16 protein-coding genes are annotated in these 18,690 nt (G+C 67.1%); 6 read left to right on the forward strand and 10 right to left on the reverse strand.

The features are described from left to right. Nucleotides 1-45 precede the first annotated feature (45 nt). Nucleotides 46-1,059, forward strand: coding sequence for a bifunctional helix-turn-helix transcriptional regulator/GNAT family N-acetyltransferase (locus tag CT3_RS16170; protein ID WP_066536514.1), 1,014 nt, complete (start codon nucleotides 46-48; stop codon nucleotides 1,057-1,059). A 105-nt stretch (nucleotides 1,060-1,164) separates the two neighbouring features. Here the strand turns inward: CT3_RS16170 and CT3_RS16175 are convergent, their stop codons facing one another. Continuing rightward, on the reverse strand, nucleotides 1,165-1,827 hold the full coding sequence (locus tag CT3_RS16175) for an NAD(P)-dependent oxidoreductase (RefSeq protein WP_066536516.1): 663 nt from the start codon (nucleotides 1,825-1,827) through the stop codon (nucleotides 1,165-1,167). A gap of 118 nt (nucleotides 1,828-1,945) precedes the next feature. On the opposite strand from CT3_RS16175, the gene CT3_RS16180 reads away from it, so the two are divergent. Beyond that, entirely contained in the window at nucleotides 1,946-2,887 is a 942-nt protein-coding gene (locus CT3_RS16180; protein ID WP_066536520.1) for a LysR family transcriptional regulator, read from the forward strand. 115 nt (nucleotides 2,888-3,002) lie between these two features. Here CT3_RS16180 and ppk2 read toward each other — a convergent pair whose 3' ends face one another. From ppk2 to CT3_RS16195, 3 genes are all read right to left on the reverse strand, one after another. Beyond that, nucleotides 3,003-4,481, reverse strand: coding sequence for a polyphosphate kinase 2 (gene ppk2, locus CT3_RS16185; RefSeq protein ID WP_083520434.1), 1,479 nt, complete (start codon nucleotides 4,479-4,481; stop codon nucleotides 3,003-3,005). 199 nt (nucleotides 4,482-4,680) lie between these two features. After that, nucleotides 4,681-5,760 (reverse strand): branched-chain amino acid ABC transporter substrate-binding protein, encoded by a 1,080-nt coding sequence (locus CT3_RS16190; RefSeq protein WP_370510786.1) that lies wholly within the window; start codon nucleotides 5,758-5,760, stop codon nucleotides 4,681-4,683. Between the two features lie 474 nt (nucleotides 5,761-6,234). After that, nucleotides 6,235-7,197 (reverse strand): SDR family oxidoreductase, encoded by a 963-nt coding sequence (locus tag CT3_RS16195; RefSeq protein WP_066536524.1) that lies wholly within the window; start codon nucleotides 7,195-7,197, stop codon nucleotides 6,235-6,237. Between the two features lie 94 nt (nucleotides 7,198-7,291). Here CT3_RS16195 and CT3_RS16200 point away from each other — a divergent pair, with 94 nt between their 5' ends. Then, nucleotides 7,292-8,338: a CDP-6-deoxy-delta-3,4-glucoseen reductase gene (locus CT3_RS16200; RefSeq protein ID WP_066536527.1), complete on the forward strand. Its 1,047-nt coding sequence runs from the start codon at nucleotides 7,292-7,294 to the stop codon at nucleotides 8,336-8,338. A gap of 289 nt (nucleotides 8,339-8,627) precedes the next feature. Further along, complete coding sequence (locus CT3_RS16205; RefSeq protein ID WP_066537338.1) at nucleotides 8,628-9,608, forward strand: Bug family tripartite tricarboxylate transporter substrate binding protein; 981 nt, start codon at nucleotides 8,628-8,630, stop codon at nucleotides 9,606-9,608. 188 nt (nucleotides 9,609-9,796) lie between these two features. Here CT3_RS16205 and CT3_RS16210 read toward each other — a convergent pair whose 3' ends face one another. The 5 genes from CT3_RS16210 to hda all read right to left on the reverse strand — a co-directional run bounded on the left by CT3_RS16210 (nucleotide 9,797) and on the right by hda (nucleotide 15,045). Next, complete coding sequence (locus CT3_RS16210; protein WP_066536531.1) at nucleotides 9,797-11,122, reverse strand: aspartate aminotransferase family protein; 1,326 nt, start codon at nucleotides 11,120-11,122, stop codon at nucleotides 9,797-9,799. 367 nt (nucleotides 11,123-11,489) lie between these two features. Next, entirely contained in the window at nucleotides 11,490-12,017 is a 528-nt protein-coding gene (gene folK, locus CT3_RS16215; protein WP_066537339.1) for a 2-amino-4-hydroxy-6-hydroxymethyldihydropteridine diphosphokinase, read from the reverse strand. A 2-nt stretch (nucleotides 12,018-12,019) separates the two neighbouring features. Beyond that, nucleotides 12,020-13,603 (reverse strand): polynucleotide adenylyltransferase PcnB, encoded by a 1,584-nt coding sequence (pcnB, locus tag CT3_RS16220; protein WP_066536533.1) that lies wholly within the window; start codon nucleotides 13,601-13,603, stop codon nucleotides 12,020-12,022. After that, a complete protein-coding gene (locus CT3_RS16225) occupies nucleotides 13,600-14,301 on the reverse strand; it encodes an HAD family hydrolase (protein WP_066537340.1) in 702 nt (233 codons plus the stop codon). The genes pcnB and CT3_RS16225 overlap by 4 nt, the downstream gene beginning before the upstream one ends. 42 nt (nucleotides 14,302-14,343) lie before the next feature. Then, a complete protein-coding gene (gene hda / locus CT3_RS16230) occupies nucleotides 14,344-15,045 on the reverse strand; it encodes a DnaA regulatory inactivator Hda (protein WP_066537343.1) in 702 nt (233 codons plus the stop codon). Nucleotides 15,046-15,379: 334 nt separating this feature from the next. Here hda and purM point away from each other — a divergent pair, with 334 nt between their 5' ends. Continuing rightward, on the forward strand, nucleotides 15,380-16,432 hold the full coding sequence (gene purM / locus CT3_RS16235) for a phosphoribosylformylglycinamidine cyclo-ligase (protein WP_066536536.1): 1,053 nt from the start codon (nucleotides 15,380-15,382) through the stop codon (nucleotides 16,430-16,432). Nucleotides 16,433-16,465: 33 nt separating this feature from the next. Further along, nucleotides 16,466-17,533 carry an AI-2E family transporter gene (locus CT3_RS16240; protein ID WP_066536538.1) on the forward strand — a complete coding sequence of 356 codons (1,068 nt, stop codon included), beginning with the start codon at nucleotides 16,466-16,468 and terminating at the stop codon, nucleotides 17,531-17,533. Between the two features lie 280 nt (nucleotides 17,534-17,813). Here CT3_RS16240 and CT3_RS16245 read toward each other — a convergent pair whose 3' ends face one another. After that, on the reverse strand, nucleotides 17,814-18,662 hold the full coding sequence (locus tag CT3_RS16245) for a SirB1 family protein (RefSeq protein ID WP_066536540.1): 849 nt from the start codon (nucleotides 18,660-18,662) through the stop codon (nucleotides 17,814-17,816). Between the last annotated feature and the right edge of the window lie 28 nt (nucleotides 18,663-18,690).

The following is an 18,690-nucleotide window of genomic DNA, read 5'->3' on the forward strand; positions in this document are numbered from 1 at the left end:
CGCAAACAGTTGTACGATACAACCATTATTTTTCGACTGCCCCTTATGTCCACCGATACCGATCTGGTTGCCCTCGTCCGTTCTGCCTCGCGCACCATGGTGCGCGAACTGGGCTTCATGCAGACCACCCTGGCGGCCACGGACTACTCCCCGTCGGCCGTGCACACCTTGCTGGAGCTGGACATGCAAGGCGCACTCACTGCCGCCCAGCTGGTACAGCTGCTGGGGCTGGAGAAATCCAGCGTCAGCCGCATGCTGGCCAAGCTGGCCGCTGCAGGCGAAGTGACCGAGTGCGCGCCACCGGCCGGCATGGCGGCGGATGCCCGTATCAAGCCCTTGCAGCTGACCGCGCAAGGCCGGCGCACGGCGGCCGCCATCCACCGCTTCGGCGGGCAGCGGGTAGAGGCTGCGCTGCAGCAGCTCAGTCCCACCGTGCAGCAGACCGTGGCCCAGGGCCTGAACGCCTACGCCGGAGCGCTGCAAAGCTGCCGCCAGGGACAGACGCAGGAGCCCACCCAGGGGCAGGCCATACCGCCTCTGGTGACCCTTCATGCCGGCTACCGGCCGGGGGTGATTGGCCGCGTGGCGGAAATGCATGCCCGTTTCTATGCCCGGCATGCCGGCTTCGGAGCGCTCTTTGAAAGCAAGGTGGCCGGCGGTCTGGCGGAATTCGTCGGCCGGCTGGACCAGACCGGCAACCAGATATGGTGCGCCATGCAGCAGGACCGGATCGTGGGTGCCATCGCCATCGACGGGCAGGATCTGGGCCAGGGCCAGGCCCATCTGCGCTGGTTCATTCTGGATGACGGCTGCCGGGGCAGCGGTACAGGCCGCCGCTTGCTGCAGCAGGCGCTGGCCTTTTGCGATCGGCAGGACTTTGCGGCCACGCAACTGTGGACATTCCAAGGGCTGGATGCCGCCCGCGCCCTGTATGAAGCCCACGGCTTTGCCCTGGTGCACGAGGCCCCCGGCAGCCAGTGGGGCCACGCCGTGACCGAGCAGCAATTCACGCGCACCCGCCCCAGCGCCGGCGCCACCCCACCGGCGGCCAAGGCCTGACTCCAGTGCCGGTACTGATCGGGATGCTCCCCCTACCTGGCTTCCCGGCACAGGGATAGCACAAGGCAGCGGCGGCTGTGCCGCTCACTGCCCCATGCCCATGCCTCAGTACGCCACCGTGAAGCGCTGCTTGCTGTGCAGGTGCTGCTCCAGCGCATCGACCAGGGCCACGGCCAGGTCCTGCGCCGAGATATCGCCAGGCTGGCCGTCGGCCTGCATCAGCGGCGCATCCTGGCCGGTACGGTACTGGCCGGTGCGACCCCGGGATTGCGCGTCGGAGCCGCCGTGGAAGCCCACGGCCGGGCTCAGCAGCGTCCAGTCCAGCGCGCTCTCCTTCTGCAGTTCGGTGTACATATCGCGGGCGGCGCTAGCGCCGGGCTTGATGAAAGCCGGGAATTCCGGGGTGTCCACCAGTTGCACGCCGGGCGCCACATACAGGCTGCCGGCACCGCCCACCACCAGGTAACGGGCCACGCCAGCAGCCTTCACCCCCTGGACGATGGCGCGCGAGCCACGCAGGAAGTCCTCATAGATGTTCGGGTTGGTCCAGCCGGCGTTGTAGGCGCTGAGCACGGCATCGCTACCGGCCACGCACTGCTGCACCTGCTGGGCATCCAGTACATCGGCCTGCACGACCTTCAGCCCGGGCTGGGCGGCGAGCTTGGCCGGGTCGCGCACCAGGGCCACGACCTGGTGGCCGCGCTGCAGCAATTCCTTCAACACGGCGGCGCCGACAAAACCCGTGGCACCGATCAGAGCGACTTGCATGAGAGAACTCCTTGAGAGTGGTTTGTTTCAACAGGGTGCAAGATTACGCCGCGGCCTGCGCCTGAAACAGCCCTCTGGACCACCATTACTTTGAAGCACAGCTTCATAATCAAGCGCCATGGAAGACCTCAAACGCATGGCCATCTTTGCCACCGTGGTGCAGCAGGGCAGCATGAGCGCCGCCGCACGCCTGCTGGACATGAGCCCCTCGGCCGTCAGCCAGCACATCCGCCAGCTGGAGCGCGAAGCCGGCGTCAGCCTGCTGCACCGCTCCACGCGCCAGCTGGGCCTGACCGATGCCGGCCAGCGCTTCTACACCCAGTGCGCGGCCCTGAGCGAGGCGGCCACCCGCGCCCGGGCCGAGCTGGCGGCCGAGCGCCAGCAGCCCAGTGGCGAGCTGCGTCTGTCCGCCCCCGTGGGCTTTGCCCGCCATGCCGCGCCCGCACTGGGCGCCTGGCTGGGCCAGCACCCCCAGCTGCGCCTGCGCCTGCTGGTGGACGATGCCCCGATTGACCTGATCCAGGCCCGGGTGGACCTGGCGTTGCGCTTTGGCCCTCAGCAGGACTCCAGCTGGGTAGCCCGCCATCTCGGGGCTTCGCCTACGGTGCTGTGCGCCGCGCCACAGTGGCTGGAAACCTGGAACCTGCAGGCCGGCCGAGCACCCGGCGCCCTGCCCGCCCATCCGGCCGATCTGGCCACCGCCACCTGGCTGGAGCAGTCCCGCACCGAGCCCCCGCAGCTAGCCCAGGAATGGCGCCACAGCGCCACCGGTGACGTTGCCGCACTGCAGGCCCAGCCACGCATGACCAGCAACCACCGCGGCACGGTGCAGTACCTGTGCGAAGCCGGCCTGGGCGTGGCCCAGCTCACGCTGCTGGACGTGGTTCGGCCGCTGCGCGAAGGCCGGCTGCTGCGCCTGCTGCCCGACTGGGAGATGGGCCTGCTGGACCTGTGGGCCGTTACCCCGCAGCGCGACGCCCTGCCCGCCAAGGTGCGCCAGGCCGTGGAGGTGCTGCGCGCCTACTTTGGCCAGCTGGAAGGGGTGGTCCGCACCGCCTGAGGCGCTGCGGTGACCCGTCCGCCAAAGGGCAGGCCCGGGCCGCCAGCAACGCCGGCATGTGCAGGGGACAGGCCCCAGCCACCGTCGGTGGCCGCGGCCTGTCCCTCACCAGTCATCAGGCATCGTTTTCGTTGTCGTTGCGGCTGTGCGGCTCGCCGCGTTCGTAGATGGCGTGCGCACGGCCCACGATCAGCGGGTCCACACGGCCGATGCGGGCGACATCGCGCTGGGTGTAAGGCAGGCGGGTGAGCACATAGCGCAAGGCATTCAGGCGTGCGCGCTTCTTGCAGTCGCTCTTGACCACGGTCCACGGCGCATCGGCCGTGTCCGTTTCAAAGAACATGGCTTCCTTGGCGCGGGTGTAGTCGTCCCACTTGTCCAGCGAAGCGGTGTCGATGGGTGACAGCTTCCACTGCTTGAGCGGGTGGGCCTCGCGTTCCTTGAAACGGCGGCGCTGCTCCTTGCGGCTGACGCTGAACCAGAACTTGATCACATGGATGCCGCTGCCCACCAGCATGCGCTCGAACTGAGGCGCCTGGCGCATGAATTCGCGGTACTGCGAGTCGGAGCAAAAGCCCATCACCCGCTCCACGCCGGCGCGGTTGTACCAGCTGCGGTCGAACAGCACGATCTCGCCGGCCGTGGGCAGGTGCTGCACATAGCGCTGGAAGTACCACTGGCCCTGCTCGGTCTGGCTGGGCTTTTCCAGAGCCACCACACGTGCGCCACGGGGATTCAGATGCTCCATGAAGCGCTTGATGGTGCCGCCCTTGCCGGCTGCGTCACGCCCTTCGAAGACGATGACCACGCGCTGGCCGGTTTCCTTGACCCAGGCCTGCAGCTTGAGCAGTTCAACCTGCAGGCGGAATTTCTCTTTTTCATAGACCGAGCGGCGCAGCAGGTTGGCATAAGGGTAGCCGCCGTCCTTCCAGTCCTTGGCCAGCTCTTCGTCGGGGTTGGCCTTGCCTTCGGGCTCGCTGCCCAGCTTGTTCAGCGCCTTGGCCAGCGCACGCTTGTCGTCAGCGTCCGCACCTTCCAGCAGGGTGCGCAGCGCCTTGGCGCGCTCCTGTTCGGACCCCGGGCCATCGAGCACTGCCATGACGGCGGCAATGCGCTTTTTCTGCGCGGCCTGGGTGGCCTGGCCGGCCACATATTCCTCCAGCGCCTTGCCGCTGTGAATGCCCTGCGCCACATCGCCCTGGTCGGCCGGGCGCGGGCCATGCATGGGCTTTTTGCCGTGCAAAGCCTTGCCCAGCACCTTCTGCGCGGTGGCAACGGGCACCGGCGCCGCAGCACCGGTCGCGGCAGGTGCGGTCACTGTGGGCACGGTGGCCGCCGCCTTGCCTGCCGTGGACTTGCGTGCCGCGGTGCTGCCGGTCACCACCTTGGCCGCAGGCTTGGAGGGTGCGGCCACCTGGGAAGCTGCACTGCGCTTGCCGGGGGCAGCCTGGGGTGCTGGCAGCGGCAGTTCCACCGCGGTGCTGGCACTGCTTTTTTCGATGGCAGCTGCCAGGGTCTTGGCGGGCTGCGCGGCGGAGGCGCGCGCGGTGCGGGCCGGAGTGGAGGTGGATCGGTGGGTGGTTCGGGTCGTCATACAGCTTTCCTGGCAGTGGCGGGGCGGACTGCCATCGGGCAGCCACCGCCCATCGCCACAAGGGTTCTGGCAATGACCTTAGCACTTGCCGGGTCTTGGGTCTGCAGGTGTTTTCAGCGGCCCAAAACAAAGGCCCGCCGAAGCGGGCCCTGACTTGTGCGGCAGGCAGCGCGGGCTGCGCACCGCCACGACCGGCGGCTTACTCGATGGCCGTCTTGTTGCCACCCACAAAGCGGCTGAGCGTGTAGGTCGGGTTTTTCATTTCGCCGTTGGGTTCGAACGCGATCTTGGAGGTCACACCCTGGTAGTCGGTCTTCTGCAGGAAGGGGATGTAGACCTTGGGATCCCAGGAATTGGCACGCTTCATGGCGTCAGCCAGCAGCATGGTCGCGTCATAGAAGTACGGGCTGTAAACCTGGAACTGGCCCGGGAACTTGGCGTCATAGCGCTTCTTCCACTCGGTGCCGCCAGGCATCTTGGCCAGCGAAGAGCCGCCATCCGCGCAGACCACGTGGTCCAGCGGCTTGGCGCCGGCCGCCACCTTGGCCAGCTCGGGCACGCACATGCCGTCGCCGCCGAACATCTTCACTTCGCCCATGCCCAGCTGGGCCATCTGGCGCAGCATGGGGCCGGCTTGGCCGTACATGCCGCCGTAGAAGATGGCTTCGGGCTTCTTGGCCTTGATGGAGGTCAGGATGGCCATGAAGTCGGTGGCCTTGTCGTTCGTGAACTCGGTGGCCACGATCTTCACGCCCAGCTTTTCGGCTTCCTTCTTGAACACATCCGCCAGACCCTGGCCGTAGGCGGTGCGGTCGTCCACCACCGCCACCTGCTTCAGACCCAGGGTCTTGGCAGCGTAGGTGGCCAGCGCAGCGCCCAGGGCGTTGTCGTTGGCGATCACACGGTAGGTGGTCTTGTAGCCGGGCTTGGTCAGCGCGGGGTTGGTGGCGGCGCCCGTGATCATGGGGATGCCGCAGTCATTGAAGATCTTGGACGAGGGAATAGCCACGCCCGAGTTCACGAATGCCACCGCGCCGGCGACCTTGCTGTCGCACAGCTTCTGCGAAGCGGCCGTGCCTTGCTTGGGATCGGCACCGTCGTCTTCCGCCACCAGCTGGAACTTGACCTTCTTGCCGCCGATTTCGGGGTTCTTGGCGTTCAGGTCCTCGATGGCCATGCGCACGCCGTTTTCGTCGTCCTTGCCGAAGTGGGCCTGGGGACCGGAGACAGGGCCGATGTGGCCGATCTTGATGATTTCCTGGGCATTGGCCACAGACATTGCCAAACCACCTACCAAGCCCACGATTGCGAGCGAAACTGCCTTAACGCGCATGCGACTATCTCCATTGGTTGAACAAGTTGCCAAGCTATTGCCTTGGCCCGCGATTCCACATCGGTGCTTTCCCTTTGCAGAAACCGTGCCTGCGGCGGCTGTTTTGGCCCCATGGGCGACATTTTTCCTCGCTCCTGCCTTCCACAACGTGTGGCGTCGCGCCGCGGAAACGCGGGGATACCCCAAGGTGCGCACCGTCTTCGGCTGCGCTACAGCAGCGCCTGCACCAGGCCTGTGCCACCCTTGCTGCAGCGCAAGATGGCGCACAGCGCTGGTGCTGCGCGGGCCGCCCCTGCAATACCGGTCTTCAGCCGGGTGTCAGCTTGCGCCCGGCCGACCCCGCTGCGCCAGGACTGCACGACCGCCGGCGGTGCCTGCGGTTGCGACCACTGGCGCCCGCCCCGCGAACACGGGCCGCGCTCAATCCGCCGTCAGCCCCGCCAGTCCCTGCACCACCGTGGGATAGTGCAGCTGCACGCGCAGCTCGGTCTTGAGGCGCCGGTTGCGCAGACGGCGCGATTCGCCCATGAAGCTCAGCAGCGACACCGGCAGGCTGCCCTGGGCTTCGGTCCGGCTGATGCGCGGCGGACGCGGCAGGCCGCACAGGTCGGCGGCCAGGTCCACGTAGTCGGCCATGTACATCTCGGTGTCGTCGCTGGCATGCACCACGCGCTGGGGCTTGCCGCGCCACAGCGCCGCCACACACGCGCGGGCCAGGTCATCGGCCTGGATGTGGTTGGTGTAGACGTCGTCGTTGGCCTGCAGCAGCGGCAGCCCCTTGCGCAGCCGTGCCACGGGCGTGCCGCCTTCGCGGTCCAGGGCGTAGATGCCGGGCACGCGCAGCACCGTGGCACGCACCCCGCTGTGCAGCGCCCAGCCGCGCACCGCACGCTCGGCGTTGGCGCGGCGCTGACCGCGGGCATTGCCGGGAGCGATGCCACGGGTTTCGTCAATCCAGGCCCCACCGCAGTCGCCATACACGCCGGTGGTGGAGGCATAGACCAGGGCCTGCGGCAGCGTACGCCGTGCCAGGGCCTGCAGCAGGTGTTCGGTGCGCGGATCGCGCCACCAGGCCTGGGGGCCCGCCCCTTCCGTGGGCGGCGGCGCCAGGTGCAGCACACGCTGGGCCAGACCGGCCAGCCGGGCCAGGGTGGCCGGCTGGTCCAGATCGCCCGCCAGGGGCTGCACGCCGGCGGCGCGCAGCAGGGGCGCCCGGTCGCTGCTGCTGGTCAGCGCCAGCACGCGCGGGCCGTGGCGGCTCGTGCCGCCGGCCTGCAGGGCACGTACCACGCGCAGGCCCACGTCACCGCAGCCCACGATCAGCAGGCGCTGGCGGCGAAAGCGCGCTGGCAGCGCACCGAGAGGATTTTGGTTTGAAGGCACAATGGAAGGTTGTTTTTTCGCGCGAGGTTTTCACGCATTGCAAAAAGCAGGCGCAGCAGCAGCCCGTGACAGCCGCCAAGGATAGCCAAAACCCATGACCGATACCGCCAGCTCCACCCACCAGATTTCCGTCCAGCCCAGTGGCCGCCAGTTTGCCACCCAGGGTGCAGAGACCATTCTGGCCGCCGCCATCCGCAGCGGCGTGGGCCTGCCCTACGGCTGCAAGGACGGCGCCTGCGGCTCGTGCAAGTGCAAGAAGCTCAGCGGCAGTGTGGTGCATGACACCCATTCCGACAAGGCGCTGACACCGGCCGAAGAGGCCGATGGCTATGTGCTGACCTGCCGCGCCACGCCCCTGAGCGATGTGGTGCTGGAGTCGCGCCAGGTCACCGATGTGAATGCCTACCCCATCAAGAAGCTGCCGGTGCGCGTGGCAGGTCTGACCCCGATGTCGCACGATGTGATGCAACTCAAGCTGCAGCTGCCGGCCGCCGAGAAGTTCCGCTACTACGCCGGCCAGTACATCGAATTCATCCTGCGCGACGGCAGCCGCCGCGCCTATTCCATGGCCACCGCCCCGCACCTGCAGGAGACGGCCCCCGGCGTGGAGCTGCACATCCGCCACATGCCGGGCGGCAAGTTCACGGACCATGTGTTCGGCGGCATGAAGGAAAAGGAAATCCTGCGCGTGGAAGGCCCGTTCGGCAGCTTCTTCCTGCGCGAGGACTCGGCCAAGCCCATCGTCCTGCTGGCGTCGGGCACCGGTTTTGCGCCCATCAAGGCGCTGCTGGAACACATCCAGCACCAGGGCATCACCCGCCCCGTGGCCCTGTACTGGGGCGGTCGCCGTCCGGCCGACCTCTACATGCACAGCTGGCTGCTGGAACTGGCCGCCGCCCTGCCCACGCTGACCTATGTGCCGGTGGTCTCCGACGCCCAGCCCGAAGACGCCTGGACCGGCCGCAGCGGCTTTGTGCACCAGGCCGTGCTGGACGACTTTGCCGACCTGTCCGGCCATGAGGTCTACGCCTGCGGCGCCCCCATCGTGGTGGATTCGGCCCGCGCCAGCTACACCAGCCAGCGCGGCCTGCCGGAGGAAGCCTTCTTCGCCGACGCCTTCACCTCGGAAGCCGACAAGTAAGCCCGGCAGCCCGGCCGGGGCAGCACACGCCCGGACCGGCTGCGCCTGACCGCCGCAGGGGCTGGCCTGGCCGCCTGGCACACCGCGCAGCCGCCCGCAGGCCTACGGCACCGGGGCCTCGCCCGGTGTGCACGGAAATGGGCTCTGTGTTAGCGCGCACGATTCCGCACCACTGCAGTGCATTTGTGCCGCACAGCACCTGCATGACCACCATTCATGCAAGAAAACGCAGAAATGCAACCATGCGAAACATGGTCACGCAATTTTTTTGCACAATACCGTCACCATGATGAAGCGTAGAACCCTTGCCCTGGCCACCGCGGCTTTCGCTGCGACCGCATTCGCCCCCCTGGCCCAAGCCTTTGGCACCCAACAGCAGCCCATCCGCCTGATCGTGCCGTTTGCACCCGGCGGCCCGCTGGATGTGACCTCGCGCGCACTGGCCGAAAGCGTGCGCAACACCCTGGGCACCGTGATCATCGAGAACAAGGCCGGCGCCGGCGGCAACATTGGCGTGGACGCCATTGCCAAGGCCGCTCCCGATGGCCTGACCATCGGTCTGGCAACCACGGCCACCAACGCCGTCAACCCCTGGCTCTACACCAAGCTGCCGTTCGACGTCGAGAAGGACTTTGTCGCCATCACCCAGATGGTGCGCGTGCCCAATGTGCTGGTGATGAATGCCGCCCGCGCCGAGCAGCTGAACATCCATTCCGTGGCGGACCTGATCAAGTACGCCAAGGCCAATCCCGCCAAGCTGAACTACGGCAGCGGCGGCAATGGCAGCGCCGGCCACCTGGCAGGCGAGCTGCTCAAGCAGCGTGCCGGCATCCACGCCCTGCACATACCCTACCGCGGCGCCAACCCCGCCCAGCTGGCCTTGCTGGCGGGCGAAGTGGACTTCAACATCGACAACCTGGCCGCTGCTGCCCCCAACATCAAGAGCGGCAAGCTCAAGGCCCTGGCCGTGACGTCGCTGCTGGCCTCGCCCATGCTGCCCGATGTGCCGCCGCTGGCCGCCACGCTGCGCGGTTTTGCGATTGACACCTGGTGGGGCCTGATCGCCCCGGCGGCCACCCCCAAGGATGTGGTGGCCAAGCTGAACAAGGCCTTCACCGACGCCCTGAACACGCCCGAAACCCAGACCCGTTTCAAGACCCTGCTGGCCGAGCCCGTGGCCACCACACCCAAGCAGTTCGAGGACTTCATGGCCGCCGAACGCGCCAAGTACAAAGGCCTGGTGGCCGCTTCCGGCGCCAAGGTGGACTGACCTCCAGTCTGCTGCCCTGCTACCTGCACAGCTGCTTCAAAGAGAACGCCCTGGGTGCCCGCACCGCAGGGCGTTTTTGCAGGCGCGGCGGGGACGGTACGTACCGTGTCACACGGGACGGTGGCGCACCGCCTGAGCGCAGAGGCTGGCACAAGCAGCACGGCCTCGAACGGCCTCGATCAGATGGGCTACATCAGTTGCACGGCATGGCGCTGCGGTAGCAATGCCTGCCGCAGCTCCACGATTTCCAGCATCGCGCCCAGCACGCAGTCGCATTCCGCCTCGCCCAGCGGCAGCGACAAGGCCATCATCCCGCGCCGCGCCAGGAAGATGCCGCGCGCCATCAGGTCGAAGAACAGCAGATCTTTCACGCGCAGGTCGCTGCCAGCCAGATCGCCTGCGTTACGGATGGGCCGGTCGGTGGCATGCAGCGTCAGCAGCGATCCCAGGCCCGTGGCCTGCAAGGCCACGCCTTCGTAGGCGAACAGGGCATTCAGCCGCTCACGCAGGTGATCACCCCGCGCGTTCAGCGCATCCAGGGCCTCGGCCGTCAGCACCCGGGACAGGGCGGCATGGCCTGCGGCCATGCTCAGCACATTGTTGTTGAAGGTGCCAGCATGGGCCAGCGCATCGCTGCGGCGCGGATCGAACCGGTCCATCACGTCCGCGCGTCCGCCGAACACGCCGAACGACAGCCCGCCGCCCAGGTATTTGCCCGCAGTGGTCAGGTCCGGCGTGATGTCCAGCAGCGCCTGCCGCCCGCCAAAGGACAGGCGCGAGGTCATCACCTCGTCCAGAATCAGCAAGGCATTGCAGTCGCTGGCCAGATCCCGCAGCCCGCGCAGAAAGGCCGGCGTGCCGGGAATGCAGCCGCCCGAGCCCAGCATGGGCTCCACCAGGATCGCGGCCAGATCGGCGCCATGCCGGCGTACCAGCGCCGCGGCGTATTCCAGATCGTTGTAGGGCGCTACCAGCCAGTCGTGGGGCACATTGACCGGCGATCCACCGCCTGCAAAGCTCAGCACGCCACCGTGGTAGGCGCCGTCGAACACCATTACCTTGCGCCGGCCGGTGTGCACGGTGGCGGCGGCCACGGCCATCAGATTGGCTTCGGTGCCGGAATTGGTGAAGCGCATCAGTGCCATGGAGGGAAAGCGGCGCTGGATCTCGTGCCCCAGCCGCGCCTCCCGTGCCGTGTGGGAGGACAGGTTGAGCCCGCCCACCAGCGCTTCCTGCAAGGCAGCGCGCACCGTCTTGTCGGAGTGACCGAAGAGGCCGGCGGTGAATTCGCCCAGGGTGTCGATGTAGACATGGCCATCCGCATCCCAGAGCCAGCAGCCTTCACCGCGCACCATGGTCAGGGGGAAAGGCGGGTGGTAGAGCACCGAGCGGGTGTTGCCGCCGGGCAGCACATGGGCCGCCACCTCGCACAAGGTCTGGCTGCGCGGGTTGTGAGCCACATAGTCGGCCACCGCTGCGTGCAGGGCCACATCCAGAGCGTTGTGCACAGACATGGTGATTCTCCTGAAGCCAGCACCCTGTACAGCCCGCCGGTGGGGGCGTGCCCCGCCACTAGCGCCTGCGCGATCTCCCACCATTAGGCGCCTGTGCGGCGCGCAGCGCCAGTCGGGCCCTGTCCAATCACCCACTGCCAGGCGTGGCATTGCCTGCCGGATCAGGCGCAACGCCGCCCTGCGCGGCACCAGCCGCTATGCATTCCGGTACAGGTCGGGCACACGGCACATGATCCTCTGGCAGCGACAGTTCCCACTAGCACCGGGGGCACACAATGCAGCGCGCACCGGCGCCGGATTTCCCATAAAAAAAAGCCCAATGGCGCTGAAGGCCTTTGGGCAGCCATGGAGCCTGCAAGCGGAGGCTTCAGTGCGGTGTGGTCACCTGCGGACACCAGTCGGCGGCGGTCTGGAAGCGGTCGATGCGCTGCTCCGCCACGGCGGCCAGCTGTGCGGCGGAAACACGTTCCGGCGCCAGCTCGGCCAGCGGCCGCAGCACAAAGGCACGTTCGGCCAAGCGGGGATGGGGAATGGTCAGCACCGGGCTGGCGATCTGCTGGTCGCCATAGAGCAGCACGTCCAGATCCAGCGTGCGCGGGGCATTGCGGTAGGGGCGCTGGCGCCCGGCGGCCTGCTCGATGGCTTGCAGCGCGTGCAGCAAGGCCAGGGGCGCCAGCGCCGTCTGCAGCGCCACCACGGCGTTCAGGTAGTCCGGCCCGCCGGCATCCACCGGCGCGCTGACATACAGCGACGACACGCCAACCACCTGCGTGTCGGGCAACAGGGCCATGGCCTGCACGGCCTGGGCCAGGGCCTGGCCCCGGTCCCCCAGATTGGCGCCCAGACCGATGAAGGCGGACTGCGCGAGTTGGCCGGACGGGCTGGCGGCCGCCACGCTCACTCGCCTGCGGCCTCGGCACCGCCCGCGCCGGCGGGCTTGCGGCGACGGCGGCGGCGCTTCTTGGCCGGGGCATCGCTGTCGCCCAACAGGGCATCCAGCGTGTCAGCACCGGGTGCAGCCGGGGCGGCCGCGGGGCCGCCTTCCGCTGCTGCGGCCTTCTTGGGCGCACGGCGGGCTGGTGCCGGTACTTGGCTCTTCTGGCGCTGGCGTTGTTCTTCGCGGGCCTGGGCCACCAGGTCTTCGCGGCGGGCATCGTCGGCCTGCTGGAACTCCTGCCACCAGCTGGCCAGCGATTCCTCGACCTCTCCCACATCGGCGCGCAGGCGCATGAAGTCGAAGCCTGCGCGGAAGCGGCCCTGGGCCACCATGCCGAACGGCGTGGAACCGGTGCGCTTGTCGAAACGCGGCTGCATGACCCAGATTTCGCGCATGTCGGCGGCCAACTTGCCGCGGCCGGAGACATCGCCGATGCGCTGGTCGAACACCTCGTCAATGGCTTCCTGCAGCGCGGGGAAGGCGTGGAAGCCCTTGTTCAGGCGCTTTTCCCAGCCGGTCTTCACGTCCTGCCACAGCACGCAGGCCAGCAGGAAGCTGGGCGCCACGGGCTTGCCTTCGCCCACGCGGCGGTCGGTGTCGGTCAGCGCGGCGGTGACGAAGGGATGGTCGGCACGTTCCACCACCACATCCAGCAGCGGGTAGATGCCTTTTTCCAGACCCAGCTTCTTGAGCTGCTCGACGGACGACAGCGCATGGCCGGTCTGCAGCAGCTTGAGCATTTCGTCGAACAAACGGCTTTGCGGCACTTCCTTGAGCAGCGGCTCGCATTCGAGCAGCGGCTTGGCGGTCTTGGGCTCGAGCTTGAAGCCCAGCGGCGACAGCTTGGCGGCAAAGCGCACGGCACGGATGATGCGCACCGGGTCTTCGCGGTAGCGCGTGGCCGGGTCGCCGATCATGCGCAGCATCTTCTTCTGCGCGTCCTGGATGCCCTTGTGGAAGTCCACCACGACCTGGGTTTCCGGGTCGTAGTACATGGCGTTGATGGTGAAGTCGCGGCGCGTGGCGTCCTGGTCCTGCGGACCCCAGACGTTGTCGCGCAGCACCCGGCCGCTGGCGTCCACCGCATGCTGCATGTGGGCCAGCGCGGCCTTGCTGGTGCGTTCGTTGCCGCTGACCTGCTCGGCCAGGCTGTTGTCCAGGAAGGCGCGGAAGGTGGAGACCTCGATCACCTCGTTCTCGCGGCCGCGGCCATAGACCACGTGCACGATGCGAAAGCGCTTGCCGATGATGAAGGCGCGGCGGAACAGGTTCTTCACCTGCTCGGGCGTGGCGTCGGTGGCCACGTCAAAGTCCTTGGGACGCAGGCCCAGCAGCAGGTCGCGCACGGCGCCGCCAACGATGTAGGCCTCGTAGCCGGCATCCTTGAGGGTGCGCACCACATCCACGGCGCGGCGGTCCACCAGCTCGGGATCGATGCCGTGCACCTCGGCCGGCACGTCTTCACGCTTGCCGAATTGCGGCTTGCGCGAACGGGTGGCGGCCGGGGCCTTGCCCAGCAGTTTGTCGATAAAGGTTTTGATCATGGTGTCTCGGTAAACAGGTCCAGCACGCGCCAGCCACGCTCCTGGGCCAGGGCGCGCAAGCGCGTATCAGGATTGGTGGCGACCGGATGGTCCACTTTCTCAAGCAGGGGCACGTCGTTCATGGAGTCGCTGTAGAACGTGGTCTCCACATCGCTCCAGGACAGCCCCCGTGCGGCCAGCCAGGCGTCCATACGCACCACCTTGCCTTCGCGCATATTGGGGATGCCGTCGATCTCGCCGGTGAACCAGCCCTGGGCGTCGCGGGCCAGCGAGGTGGCCACCAGCTCCTGCACGCCAAAGGCTTCGGCAATGGGGCGGGTGACAAATTCATTGGTGGCCGAGGTGATGACCACGGTATCGCCCGCGTCCAGGTGGCCTTGCACCAGTTGCAGGGCTGCGGGCGTCATGGCCGGGCGGATCACCTCGTCCATGAAACGTGCATGGGCCGCCGCAGCGGCTTCGGGTCCGCGCTGCACCACGGCGGCGGTGGCAAAGCGCACGTAATCGGGCACATCCAGGCGGCCAGCCAGGTAGTCGGCAAAGAATTCATCGTTGCGGCGGCCGAACTCGGTGCGGTCGCACCAGCCGATGGCAATGGAGAATTCGCCCCAGCCGTGGTCGGAATCCAGCGGCAGCAGCGTGTGGTCAAGATCGAACAGCGCCAGCCGGGGGCGCTGCGGTGCAGTGGGTGCGGACATGGTGTCGAAAGAAGTTGCAGGTTGCGGCGAAATGGCCATGGCCTACTCGGTTTCCAGCATGGTCTTGAGCAGCGGAATGGTGATGGCGCGCTTGTTGCGCAGCGCAAAACCGTCCAGCATGCCCAGCAGCTGCATCAGGCTGCCCAGATCGCGCGAGAAGCGATTGAGCATGTAATCCATCACATCATCGCTCAGGAAGACACCGCGTGCATCGGCCTCCTGCCTCAGCACGGCCCGGCGTTCGGGCTCGTCCAGCAGGTGCAGCTGGAACACATGGCCCCAGCCCAGGCGGCTGCGCAGGTCGTCGCGCAAGGTCAGATCGGCCGGCGGCGCATCGCCTGCGGCCAGCACCCAGCGCGGCGAGCCGGACGGCGGTGCAATCGCATTGACGAACCAGTTGAAGGCCCGGGACTGCTGCATGGGGGTGTACAGGTGCACATCGTCCATGATGACGGCGGCCCAGCGCTCATCGAATTCCGGGGGGAAGCCGGTGCTGGCATCCATCCAGCCCACTTCGGCGCCCTGCTCGCGCAGCGCGGCGTACACCGCCTTGAGCAGATGGCTTTTGCCCGAACCGGAGACGCCCCACAGGTAGGTGGGCACCGGAGCGCGGGCGGCATCCGAGGACAGGCCTTCGCCCACCCAGGTGCGCAGATGCTGCACCACGGCGGCGTTGCTGCCTTCGTAAAAACGCGACAGCGAGGGGCCGGTCGCCAGGCCGATGTCCAGAGCCAGCTGCTTCATCGCGGCCATGCGCAGGCCTCCTCCCGGGGAAGGACCGACAGGGTCCAGACGATCAAAGCAGGCACAGACAAGGGTGGCAGCATTCCAGACAGAACAAGGGACAGGCAGTGCGCCCCACCGAAGCAGAGCATCTTGCACACAACCCGTAACAAGGCTGCGCTGGGGGATTTTAGACCGTAGCGCACGACCCCATGGACAGAAGGCATGCAACGCAGGGCTGGCGACAAGGACAAAAGGCCTTGCAAACGCCGTACCTCCAGCCCGGTGAATGGGGTCTCGCCTTAGAATCAGCAGATTCAGCCCGCCCCAGGGCATCTCCTGCACTGACGACCCCATGAGCTCCTCCACCTCTGCCTCCCCCCCCATTTCCTACAAAGACGCTGGCGTTGACATCGATGCGGGCGACGCCCTGGTCGAGCGCATCAAGCCGCTGGCCAAGAAGACCATGCGTGAAGGCGTGATGGCAGGCATCGGTGGCTTCGGCGCCCTGTTCGAAGTGCCCAAGCGCTACAAGGAACCGGTGCTGGTCTCCGGCACCGACGGCGTGGGCACCAAGCTCAAGCTGGCGTTCGAGTGGAATATGCACGACACCGTCGGCATCGACCTGGTGGCCATGAGCGTGAACGACGTCCTGGTGCAAGGCGCCGAACCCCTGTTCTTCCTGGACTACTTTGCCTGCGGCAAGCTGCATGTGGACACGGCCGCCGCTGTGGTGGGCGGCATTGCCAAGGGTTGCGAGCTGTCCGGCTGCGCCCTGATCGGCGGCGAAACCGCTGAAATGCCCGGCATGTACCCCGATGGCGAATACGACCTGGCCGGCTTTGCCGTGGGCGCGGTCGAAAAGTCCAAGATCCTGACCGGCCAGAACGTGAAGCCCGGTGACCTGGTGCTGGGCCTGACCTCGCACGGCGTGCACTCCAACGGTTTCTCGCTGGTGCGCAAGTGCATCGAGCGCGCCGAAGCCAACGGCACGGTGCCTGCCACGCTGGACGGCAAGCCTTTCAAGGCCGCCATCATGGAACCCACCCGTCTGTACGTGAAGAACGTGCTGGCCGCGCTGGAACAGCACCCCATCAAGGCCCTGGCCCACATCACCGGTGGCGGCCTGCCGGAAAACATCCCCCGCGTGCTGCCCGAAGGCACGGGTGCCGACCTGAAGGCTGGCAGCTGGCCCCAGACCGAGCTGTTTGCCTGGCTGCAGACAACCGCCGGCATTGACGATGTGGAAATGAACCGCACCTTTAACAACGGCATCGGCATGGTGCTGGTCATCGACGCCGAGCACGCCGAAGCCACCGCGGCCACGCTGCGCGGCCTGGGCGAGACGGTCTACCAGATCGGCCAGATCGTCGAGCGCAGCGAAGGCGCTGCCGTTCAGGTTCGCTGATCGCGCAGCAGACAGCAGCAGGGCGCGGACACCATGGGCCAGAACTCTTCCCAGCTTCCCAGCATTTGTCCTTCCCTGCCCCCCACGCCGCCACGCGGCGTAGTGATTGCCAGCTATCTGCTGATGGCAGGTGCCTTGCTGCTGGTGATGTGGCGCGGCCTTCTGCCCGGCCTGCTGTGCGCCTGCGTGGGCTTTCTGCTCACCCGTGCGCTGGCCGGCGGCATCACCCGGCTGCAGCGCCGCCCCCAGGGTGCCATGCCCGAGCGCTGGGTCCAGAATCTGGCGGCCGGCATCATCATGCTGGCGCCGCTGCTGCTGCTGACCGGCGCCCTGACCCACACCCGCAGCTACATCGTCGACGCTCCCCAGCAGTACCGCGAACTGCTGGACTACCTGGCACGCACGGTGCTGGAACTGCGCGACAAGCTGCCCCATGACCTGACGGCCCAGTTGCCCCAGGGCGCAGCCGAGATCCAGCACATCATTGCCAACTACCTGGCCAACAAGGCCGGCACCCTGGCCATGGCCGGCAAAGCCTGGCTGGCCGGCGTGCTGCACGCCTATGTGGGTCTGCTGATCGGCGCTCTGGCCGCCGTGCGCCCGCGCACCGTGCCGCACCATCCGCTGACCCAGGCCCTGCACCGCCGCGTGACGCTGCTGGGCGAGTCCTTCCGCCAGATCGTGGCCGCCCAGTTCTGGATTGCGCTGTTCAACACCTTGCTGACCGCGCTGTTCCTGCTGATCATCTTGCCGGTGTGGGACCTGTCCCTGCCCTACACCCCGGCCCTGATCACCCTGACCTTTGTGGCCGGCATGATCCCCATCGTGGGCAATCTGCTGTGCAATGTGGTGCTGACGGTGGTGGGCCTGTCGGTCTCCCCGATTGCCGCGGCCGCCTGCCTGGCCTTTCTGATCCTGATCCACAAGGCCGAGTACGTGATCAACGCCAAGGTCATCGGCCAGCGCACCCACATGGCCGTGTGGGAACTGCTGTCGGTGATGTTCGTGGCCGAATCGGTGTTCGGCCCCGCTGGCCTGGTGGCCGCCCCGCTGTTCTACGCCTACCTGAAAAAAGAGCTGCACGACGCGCGCATGATCTGACGCAGCGCGCGCCATGCTGCCTGCAGCGCCGGGGCACAGGGCAACGCCCCATCCCTCCTGCCGCCTTTCCGCCACAAGGGCCTGTTGCACCGGAGCCCGCAGCGCGTTTTTTGCGGCGGCCCCGCCTTCTCGCACGGAGGGAGCGGACCGCCACCCTCACGCAAAAAAAAGAGCAGTGCCTGTGCACTGCTCTTTATCTTTATCTTTTTCTGTCCAAGGCTTTCACCTTTCAGCCCTTGCCATCTGTGCAAGGGCAGCTCACAGGCTCGCCAGCACCGACTCAGGAACTGGCACGCAGCTGGGCCAGCTGCTCTTCCACCATGTCCAGATCCTGCGCGGCCCCGGCGTGCTGGGCATAGGTTTGCAGATCCTGCATGGCGGCGCGGCGCTCGCCACGCTCCATGCGCACCAGACCGCGATCGCGGTACTCGCCCCAGGCGGTGGGTGTCAGCGTGATCAGGCGGTTCATCACGGCCAGCGTCTGCGCCTCATCGCCCTGCTGCTGGTGGATGTTCTTCAGGTTGCGCAGCATGCGCTCCAGAATGCCGCGGTGGCCGGCCGGCTGCAGGTACATGGCCAGCGGCGCCATGTCCTCCTGCTCCAGGCCCCAGGCCTGCTTGAAGGGCTCCAGGCGCTCGCCCAGCTGGGCATGCGACAGCCCCTGGCCGGTCAGCGGGTCCTGCACGATGATGCCTTCCTTGAGCTGCACCTTGACCAGGAAATGCCCCGGGAACGACACCCCGTGCGCCGTCAGGCCGATGCCATGGGCCAGCTCCAGCCACAGCACGCCCAGCGAGATGGGAATGCCGCGGCGCGTGTCCATCACCCGGTGCAGATAGCTGTTGTCCGGGTGGAAGAAGTCGTTGTGGTTGCCGGCATAGCCCAGGTCTTCGTAGAAGAACTGGTTCAGGATGGTCAGGCGCTGCAGGCCATTGGCACCCCATGGCACGCAGTCGCGCAGCAGCTTGAGCGTGCGTTCGTACTGGTAGAGCGCGTCTTCGATATCCAGCTGCGGATCGGCATCCTGCCCCAGGCTGATGGCCGCCTCGAGCAGCAGGCGCGGCTCATCACGGCGCACCAGGGTTTCAAAATATTCCAGGGGAGTAGGCAGTCCAAAATCAAGCGTCATTCGATTCACTTCACGCTGCTGAGCACGG

The sequence above is a fragment of the Comamonas terrigena NBRC 13299 genome, from assembly GCF_006740045.1.
Taxonomy (GTDB): Bacteria; Pseudomonadota; Gammaproteobacteria; order Burkholderiales; family Burkholderiaceae_C; genus Comamonas; species Comamonas terrigena.

What these genes read in the sequence shown, in the direction of transcription:
- CT3_RS16170 (WP_066536514.1), top strand. Translation starts at nt 46, where the DNA reads ATGTCCACCGATACCGATCTGGTTGCCCTCGTCCGTTCTGCCTCGCGC.
- CT3_RS16175 (WP_066536516.1), bottom strand. Translation starts at nt 1,827, where the DNA reads ATGCAAGTCGCTCTGATCGGTGCCACGGGTTTTGTCGGCGCCGCCGTG.
- CT3_RS16180 (WP_066536520.1), top strand. Translation starts at nt 1,946, where the DNA reads ATGGAAGACCTCAAACGCATGGCCATCTTTGCCACCGTGGTGCAGCAG.
- ppk2 (WP_083520434.1), bottom strand. Translation starts at nt 4,481, where the DNA reads ATGACGACCCGAACCACCCACCGATCCACCTCCACTCCGGCCCGCACC.
- CT3_RS16190 (WP_370510786.1), bottom strand. Translation starts at nt 5,760, where the DNA reads ATGTCTGTGGCCAATGCCCAGGAAATCATCAAGATCGGCCACATCGGC.
- CT3_RS16200 (WP_066536527.1), top strand. Translation starts at nt 7,292, where the DNA reads ATGACCGATACCGCCAGCTCCACCCACCAGATTTCCGTCCAGCCCAGT.
- CT3_RS16205 (WP_066537338.1), top strand. Translation starts at nt 8,628, where the DNA reads ATGAAGCGTAGAACCCTTGCCCTGGCCACCGCGGCTTTCGCTGCGACC.
- CT3_RS16210 (WP_066536531.1), bottom strand. Translation starts at nt 11,122, where the DNA reads ATGTCTGTGCACAACGCTCTGGATGTGGCCCTGCACGCAGCGGTGGCC.
- pcnB (WP_066536533.1), bottom strand. Translation starts at nt 13,603, where the DNA reads ATGATCAAAACCTTTATCGACAAACTGCTGGGCAAGGCCCCGGCCGCC.
- CT3_RS16225 (WP_066537340.1), bottom strand. Translation starts at nt 14,301, where the DNA reads ATGTCCGCACCCACTGCACCGCAGCGCCCCCGGCTGGCGCTGTTCGAT.
- hda (WP_066537343.1), bottom strand. Translation starts at nt 15,045, where the DNA reads ATGAAGCAGCTGGCTCTGGACATCGGCCTGGCGACCGGCCCCTCGCTG.
- purM (WP_066536536.1), top strand. Translation starts at nt 15,380, where the DNA reads ATGAGCTCCTCCACCTCTGCCTCCCCCCCCATTTCCTACAAAGACGCT.
- CT3_RS16240 (WP_066536538.1), top strand. Translation starts at nt 16,466, where the DNA reads ATGGGCCAGAACTCTTCCCAGCTTCCCAGCATTTGTCCTTCCCTGCCC.
- CT3_RS16245 (WP_066536540.1), bottom strand. Translation starts at nt 18,662, where the DNA reads ATGACGCTTGATTTTGGACTGCCTACTCCCCTGGAATATTTTGAAACC.